We start from the raw sequence: 2,698 nt of genomic DNA on the forward strand, positions 1-2,698 counted from the left end.
GGAGCTGTGCGTAGATGTGATCAAGAGACAGGGCAGATGGACAACATCGTGGCCGGCGGCGTCCCGGCCGGGCTCTCGCCCCACGACACGCTGCTGAAGGAAGCGGAGGAGGAGGCCCGGATGCCCGCGGCCCTGGCCGCCCGGGCGAAGTCCGCAGGCCGCGTCTCCTATGTCATGGACAGCCCGGGCGAAGGGCTGCGCCGCGATATCCTGCACTGTTTCGACATCGAGCTGCCCGAGGATTTCACCCCCGAGCCGGGCGACGACGAGGTGGAGCGCTTCGAGCTCTGGCCCGCCGCCCGCGTGCTGGAGGCGGTACGGGACGGCGATCGCGTGAAGTTCAACGTCAACCTGGTGCTGATCGACCTGTTCCTGCGGGAAGGGCTGGCCGAGGACCCGGACGGCCGCCTCCGCCAGGGCCTGGACCGGTTCCGCTGACGATCCGCCCAGCCGCCGGTTTTCATCGGGACGGCGAGGTGTTGTACCCCTGTCCTCTCCAAGACCCTTTCGGGAGTCCGCTGCCATGATCGTTCTCGTCACCGGCGCCACCGCCGGCTTCGGCACCGCCATCGCCCGGCGCTTCGCCGCCGATGGGGCACGCATCGTCGCCGCCGCCCGCCGGGCGGAGCGGCTGGAGGCGCTGAAGGCCGAGCTGGGCGCCGACAAGGTCCTTCCCCTGGTGCTGGATGTCCGCGACCGCGCGGCGGTGATGAAGGCCGTCGAGGGGCTGCCGGCGGAATGGGCCGCCGTCGATGTGCTGGTGAACAATGCCGGCCTCGCCCTCGGCCTCGATCCCGCCCAGAAGGCCGACCTGGACGACTGGGATACGATGGTGGACACCAACGTGAAGGGACTGATGTACCTGACCCGCGCCGTGCTGCCGGGCATGATCGAGCGCAAGTGCGGCCATGTCATCAACCTGGGCTCCACCGCCGGCGAGTGGCCCTATCCCGGCGGCAACGTCTATGGCGCCACCAAGGCCTTCGTGCGCCAGTTCAGCCTGAACCTGCGGGCCGACCTCTACGGCACGCCGGTGCGGGTGACGGACATCCAGCCGGGCCTGGTGGGCGGCACGGAGTTCAGCAATGTCCGCTTCCATGGCGACGACGCGAAGGCCGGCGCCGTCTACGAGGGCGCCGACGCGCTGACGCCGGACGACATCGCCGATGCCGTCCACTGGGTCGCGACGCGCCCGGCGCGGGTCAACGTGAACATGCTGCAGGTCATGCCGGTCTCCCAGAGCTTCGGCCCGCTGCGCGTCCACAAGCCGGGGAGCTGAGGCCCGGGCGGCCCTCGGCAGGCTGCTCCCTTGGCCATCCGCCGCAGCGGCGGAAAAGGCCGGGGCGGGCAGTGCGGGGGCCAACCCACCCGCTCTGCGTGTTTCCGTTAACTCTTTCTTTACCGTATCACCCGTTCGGGTGATCGCAAGGGGCTCAAAAACTTGCAATCTCCCCGTTAATTTGATCGGGCCCGGGAGGCAGCCTTGCTCGCAATCAGCCACGGCAGCGAAGACCCTTCCCCGGAAACCCTGGCGCTCGACCTCTATGCCGCGCTGCTGGACGGGACCGGGCTGCCGCAGGTGCTGGAACGCATCGCGAAGCGCCTGGGCGCCGCTTCCTATGCCGCGCTGGTGACGGAGTACGACGGACAGCACGTCCTGCGCGGCCATGCCGTCACCTATGCCAATCTCGATCCCGCGCGGATGGTGGAATACGGCCGTCACTGGGTGCATCAGGACCCGTGGTGGCAGGCGGCGCTGCGGCATGGCCCCGGCGTGCTGAACATGACGCGCCTCGTCTCACCGCAGATCTTCGCCCGCACGGCCTTCTGGAACGATTTCCTGCGCGGCCCGGACACGCCGTTCCACGCGCTGGGCGCCCATGTGCACACGGCCGGCGACGTGTCGGCCGCCCTGGCCCTGCACCGCCCCATGCGGCAGGAGCCCTTCGACACGCGCGAGGAGAAGATCCTCGGCTTCCTCTATCCGCACATCCAGCGGGTCCTCGTGGCCCAGGCCCGGCTCAACGCGGCGGAATGGCCACTCGCCACGGCGGCGGGGCTGGACGCGCTGACCCAGGGCGTGGCCGTGCTTTCCACCGAAGGGCGCCTCGTTCTGGCCAATGCGGCGCTCCAGGCCATGGCGGCGCGGGAGGATGGCTTCGTCCTCGACCGCCAGGGGATCTTCTGCGCCGGGGCGGCCGCGCGCCATGCCGTGACCGGCGCGGTGAACGCCGCCCAGGCGGCGGCCAGCGGCAAGGTCCGCCTGTTGCCCGATGCGGGGAGCTTCGCCATCCCCCGCCCCTCCGGCGCACCGCCCTGGCTGGTCCAGGCCCTGCCGCTCCGGCAGGAGGACGGGGAATGCGGCTTCGCCAGCCTGCCGCGCCGCTTCACCGGGGTCCTGTTGCTGGTGCTCGACACGAGCCGGCGGCAGGCGCCCTCCCAGGGGCTGCTGCGCCGGCTCTTCGGCCTTTCCGCCGCCGAGGCCGCCCTCGCGGCGGCCATGGCGGAGGGCAAGAGCGTCGCCGCCATCGCCCAGATGCGCGGGGTCCTGCCGGGCAGCCTGCGCTCCCAGCTCACCGCGATCCGCCGCAAGACGGGCTGCGCCCGGCAGGCGGACCTCGCCGTGCTGCTCGCCCGGGTCGGGGGCTAGGCCCCTCGCCCGGTTCGGCGGCTCAGCAGTAGCCCGAGGCCACCGGGG

The 2,698-nt window shown here is 71.3% G+C and carries 3 protein-coding genes; all 3 read left to right on the plus strand.

The genetic code is table 11. The annotated features are described in order from the left end of the window. Nucleotides 1–438: NUDIX domain-containing protein (locus ROTAS13_RS22545; protein ID WP_139323504.1), on the plus strand; the 438-nt coding region annotated here is incomplete at its 5' end. 85 nt (nucleotides 439–523) lie between these two features. Further along, nucleotides 524–1,279, plus strand: coding sequence for a bifunctional NADP-dependent 3-hydroxy acid dehydrogenase/3-hydroxypropionate dehydrogenase YdfG (ydfG, locus tag ROTAS13_RS22550; protein ID WP_019460509.1), 756 nt, complete (start codon nucleotides 524–526; stop codon nucleotides 1,277–1,279). Nucleotides 1,280–1,483: 204 nt separating this feature from the next. Further along, nucleotides 1,484–2,650: a hypothetical protein gene (locus ROTAS13_RS22555; protein ID WP_019460508.1), complete on the plus strand. Its 1,167-nt coding sequence runs from the start codon at nucleotides 1,484–1,486 to the stop codon at nucleotides 2,648–2,650. The last annotated feature ends 48 nt before the right edge of the window (nucleotides 2,651–2,698 follow it).

Source organism: Roseomonas sp. TAS13, assembly GCF_001950415.1.
GTDB classification, from domain to species: Bacteria; Pseudomonadota; Alphaproteobacteria; order Acetobacterales; family Acetobacteraceae; genus Roseomonas; species Roseomonas mucosa.

Excerpts from the sequence above, each read along its gene's own strand:
- ydfG (WP_019460509.1), top strand. The coding sequence starts at position 524 with ATGATCGTTCTCGTCACCGGCGCCACCGCCGGCTTCGGCACCGCCATC.